This is a genomic window from Fusibacter sp., from assembly GCF_057447755.1.
In genome coordinates, this window is sequence record NZ_JBVBZF010000299.1 from 1 (window position 1) to 4,275 (window position 4,275).

Consider the following 4,275-nt stretch of genomic DNA (forward strand, 5'->3'; position numbering starts at 1 on the left):
AAGAGTAGGATTGGTGGTAAAACGCCAAGCATGGTCAGAAAATTCGAAAGTGTTAGGCTGTTGGCTTGCTTACCAAATTCAGGAATTGTGAGGTTAAGTAGAAGAAGGGCTAAAGCCGTAAGTAGGGCCCACTTATATTTTTTTATGAAATCTTTTCGTTTATGCATCATAACATGACCCTCCAAATAACTGCAACGAACACCGTTGAAGCTGTAAGTGCTGTTAAATTACGAATAATGGCTGCTTTCTTGCCGAAATATTGGATTTCGAGGCCCAATGAAATAAAGCCAACGGCCATTAGACTTGAAATAAAGGCTGCAATTTGAGGATAACCGGCACCGTGACTCAGTAGATTTGCGCCCAAGGGAAATGCCACAAAGCTAGGCATAAAAGCAACTGAGCCAACGCCGAGCCCTATGAGCACACCAAGAAGGCCGGACTTCTCTCCAAGGATTGAACTGACGGTATCAGGACTAAGCAGTGTCAAAACGATCCCAATACCCACCATCATTGGAATTAAAGAAGGCAAGAGCTTTTTAAAGGCATTTAAGCCAATTTTAAGGGCTTTTTTTGTTTTTTGTGGATCCTTTATGAGTGAAATAACCATCAGGATTGAGACTGTGGCATAAATAATCAAACTGGTCATAAGAGGCCCTCCATTGATTCGTAGCTGGTCATGAAGTACTCGAGGTTCTTCATTCTCAACTGAATGTCCATATAGAAATTTTCAAGTTCTTTTTTTCCGCTTTCGGTGATGGTGTAAAAACGCTTTGCGACGCCATTTTCTTGAGTTTCAGAGTGTGATTCGATTAATCCGTTTTCTTCAAGAAGATTAAGAGCACGATAAATTGCAGCGCTATCCAGTCTACAGACAGCGAGATTCTCTTTTAATTGATTTAATATCTGTAGACCGTAATTTGGCCCTTTGGCCAGTTCCAATAAGACAAAGGCAGGGGCATGTCTTCCGGGTTTTCCTTTCATGTGGTACTCCTTTCAGGTATATAGGGTTTTAATTATATAAGCTAGGTGTAAAGTATATCTGAATCAACTATATCTGAATCAAGTATATATGTAATTGACATATATGTTAACTACATAATACTTAAGAATGACACTTTTGTCAACATGATCTTATCCAGCCTGTAATCTAAATTTTTTTCATGAGTTTAAAAGTGTGCATTTTTTTATTATAATAGTATTAATAAGGAGGGGGGACCCATGAGAAAAATTATATTTTTTGATATAAACGGAACTTTGATAGAGCGTGATTCCAGAACAGATTTGCCCTTTTCATACGCAGTTGATTCCTTACTTTCAATGGAAAATGCCATGGAAGGTGTGGACACGGCAGCAAGAAGTGATCAAGATGTTTTTATGGAGGTTTTGAGAAAACATAAGGTTGAATATACTGACGAATTATGGCAGTCCTTTTTAGAATTGTACTTAAACCAGTTAAGGCTTTTTAAAGACAGTGATGTTTGGCGACCAAATGCAGATTGCATAGACTTTTTAAAGTATTTAGTGGATAAACCTTATGAACTAGGGCTTATCACTGGGGAGCTTTCTATTGGTGCCACCTTTAAACTCGAGAAAATAGGCTTGTGGCAGTACTTTGTTGATGGAGGATATGGCGAAGATGGCCTAAAACGTTTTGAAATTGCTGAGGCAGCTGTGAAAAAATTTAAAGCTGATCCCAAAAGGGATGAGATTTGGATCATTGGCGATACCATCTTGGATATTGAAACGGCGAGACATATTGGTGCCAAGGTTGTTTCAATTACAACAGGTGCCCATACTAAAGATCAGTTGGCACCATTAAAGCCGGAATATTTGATTAGCAGATTTTCTCAAGTGATGAAGGTTTTTATTTAAAGGTGAAGGTTATTATTAATACTAGAATATCTAGATTTACACTAAGGAGCATAATATGATTGATGAACCAAGAAATGCATTTAATCGCCCTAAAACACAGCATAAGGGTCTCAAAATTCTCATGATAGGGTTAGTCTTACTACTCGTCGTTGTGGTTGTATTGTTGTCAACACTCATCAAAGAGGTGAATGCTTTAAAACTTCAGATGCAATACATACAAAGTGACTTAAACAACATCAACAGCAGTGTAGCAACACAGACACAAAATTTTATGAACGATTTTTCTTCTACCTTGGATGCACAAGAGAGCTTAGTGGCGTCTTGTGAAATCACAGCTGAAAACTTAAAAATTGAAAATGGACAGCTACCAATTACAGTCAGTGTCATCCCTAAAACAGATTACGCCAATATGACCCTCGAAATACAAATCATCGGCAAGAAAACCTATGTACAAACGGCAGTCTCAAATAGGGGAACCTATATTGCCAAAATCCCTGTGGACATTACAGAAAATAACCTAAAGTTTATGGTAAAATTTAATCAAAATGGCGTCGTAAACAACGAAGCCCTTGATGTTTACAGTGATATTATGCATAGTTTCCTCATGAGAACAGATGCAGAAAGTGAACTCTCCTTCAAAAGCATTGACGAAGGTCTAAGAATAACGGGAAGAGTTGTGTCTATATATGATCCCTTATACACCAGCAACGCCTTTGACTCAAATCCTAAATGTTATCCAGTTAAAGGTGAAATTATTATAAAGGTCAACAACAAGGAGGTTCGGACATCATCAATCGAACTGGACAGTACCTTGAATGAAGGCTACTACTCTGACTGCCATATTTACACTCAAATCGATGAAGTTATCGAGACTTATAAGGACAGAGATCAAGTATCTGTAATCAGCAGATTTATCGATAACTATGGCAACCAATATGACCATGAGATTAATCAATATCCACAATAACTGACGCGGCATTGGACTAACCTACGAATACACAAAAAGACCCTCCTTGAGATGGTCTTTTTTATTTGCCCCTTAGTCATGAGAATTATCTATTATATTCAAATGGTCAACTTAAATTATGGGATCAAGAATTTACATCAGCCCCTTTAACCCGTGATTTTGATAAAATTTATAGATGCTTTTATCACAGATAGACTTTGGTTGAGTACTAAAACCTTGTTTTGGTTGGAGAAATATTCAAGGGAAGCGATTATAATGGGAACATGTTTAACACCACCATTGATCTCGTTCAATCTCATCGAGGAGGCTCAACATGCATAAAAATAAGATTAGAAGGTTTCCTATGTTAGAAATCAATTTGGATAAACTTAAAGAGAATACCAAGGTGGTTTTGTCACTTTGTAAGGCCCAGGACATTATGGTTACGGGTGTAATCAAGGGTTGTAATGCTTCAAAACCCATTATTAATGCCATGAGGGCAGGTGGTTGTACTTCTTTTGGAAGTTCAAGAATGAGTCAATTGATTGAAATGGCAGTTGAAAATCACGCACAGGGCAATAGGGATGAACTCATGCTTTTAAGACTGCCGATGAAAAGCGAAATTGAAGATTTAGTAACTTATATAGAGATCAGCCTCAATTCTGAAAAGACCATACTTAATGAAATTCAATCTGTTTGTGACCAGCAAAATAAACAACATAAAGTCATCCTGATGTATGATCTTGGCGATTTAAGAGAAGGTGTATGGCAATCCAAAGCACTCATTGAACTTGCCTTGTATGTAGAAAGAAAACTGCCCAGAGTCATCTTATTGGGAATTGGTACAAATTTGGGGTGCTATGGCTCTATAAAGCCCAATATCAAAAATTTAACAGAACTCGTTGAAATTGCAGAGCAGATAGAGCATCAAATTGGCAGAAGACTGGATATTATCTCTGGGGGGGCAACAACCTCTTTTCCCTTGGTTTGGCAAGAGCAGATCCCAAATCGTATCAATCACTTGAGAATTGGTGAAGGCATTTTGCTCTCAAGAGATTTTAGAGAATACTTTAAGCTTAACATAGATCAGCTTAAAACAGATACCTTCAAGCTATATGCTGAAATCATAGAAATTCAAGCAAAACCCACTTATCCAGTGGGGGAGATGTTTGTGGATGCTTTTGGAAATAAACCTGACTACGTCAATCGTGGGATTAGGAAGAGGGCCCTACTCGCCGTTGGCAAGCAGGATTTTGGTGATCATGAAAAATTGATTCCTGACGATGTAGACCTTCAAATTGTTGGCAGCAGCAGCGACCATCTCATAGTAGACATCACAGATTCAAACGAAAACTATACTATTGGCGATGTCTTGGGCTTTGAGCTTTTTTATCAGGCCATGCTTTACTTGACAGGTAGCAAAGACATTTACAAGGCCTTTGTTGTTTAGGTTTTAA

The 4,275-nt window shown here is 38.0% G+C and carries 5 protein-coding genes; 3 read left to right on the plus strand and 2 right to left on the minus strand.

The genetic code is table 11. From position 1 onward, the window contains the following. Positions 1 to 166: 166 nt before the first annotated feature. Together AC220I_RS18905 and AC220I_RS18910 are read right to left on the minus strand one after the other, a co-directional pair. Positions 167 to 646 carry a permease gene (locus AC220I_RS18905; RefSeq protein WP_486725420.1) on the minus strand — a complete coding sequence of 160 codons (480 nt, stop codon included), beginning with the start codon at positions 644 to 646 and terminating at the stop codon, positions 167 to 169. Continuing rightward, the gene (locus AC220I_RS18910; RefSeq protein ID WP_486725421.1) at positions 643 to 981 is read right to left on the minus strand and encodes a PadR family transcriptional regulator; all 339 of its coding nucleotides are present in this window, start codon (positions 979 to 981) and stop codon (positions 643 to 645) included. The genes AC220I_RS18905 and AC220I_RS18910 overlap by 4 nt, the downstream gene beginning before the upstream one ends. 237 nt (positions 982 to 1,218) lie before the next feature. On the opposite strand from AC220I_RS18910, the gene AC220I_RS18915 reads away from it, so the two are divergent. From AC220I_RS18915 to AC220I_RS18925, 3 genes are all read left to right on the plus strand, one after another. After that, the gene (locus AC220I_RS18915; protein WP_486725422.1) at positions 1,219 to 1,872 is read left to right on the plus strand and encodes an HAD family hydrolase; all 654 of its coding nucleotides are present in this window, start codon (positions 1,219 to 1,221) and stop codon (positions 1,870 to 1,872) included. 55 nt (positions 1,873 to 1,927) lie between these two features. Beyond that, positions 1,928 to 2,839 carry a hypothetical protein gene (locus AC220I_RS18920; protein ID WP_486725423.1) on the plus strand — a complete coding sequence of 304 codons (912 nt, stop codon included), beginning with the start codon at positions 1,928 to 1,930 and terminating at the stop codon, positions 2,837 to 2,839. Positions 2,840 to 3,152: 313 nt separating this feature from the next. Then, positions 3,153 to 4,268: an alanine racemase gene (locus AC220I_RS18925; RefSeq protein ID WP_486725424.1), complete on the plus strand. Its 1,116-nt coding sequence runs from the start codon at positions 3,153 to 3,155 to the stop codon at positions 4,266 to 4,268. The last annotated feature ends 7 nt before the right edge of the window (positions 4,269 to 4,275 follow it).

Coding starts and splice junctions, on each gene's coding strand:
- AC220I_RS18910 (WP_486725421.1), bottom strand. CDS start 981: ATGAAAGGAAAACCCGGAAGACATGCCCCTGCCTTTGTCTTATTGGAA.
- AC220I_RS18925 (WP_486725424.1), top strand. CDS start 3,153: ATGCATAAAAATAAGATTAGAAGGTTTCCTATGTTAGAAATCAATTTG.
- AC220I_RS18920 (WP_486725423.1), top strand. CDS start 1,928: ATGATTGATGAACCAAGAAATGCATTTAATCGCCCTAAAACACAGCAT.
- AC220I_RS18905 (WP_486725420.1), bottom strand. CDS start 646: ATGACCAGTTTGATTATTTATGCCACAGTCTCAATCCTGATGGTTATT.
- AC220I_RS18915 (WP_486725422.1), top strand. CDS start 1,219: ATGAGAAAAATTATATTTTTTGATATAAACGGAACTTTGATAGAGCGT.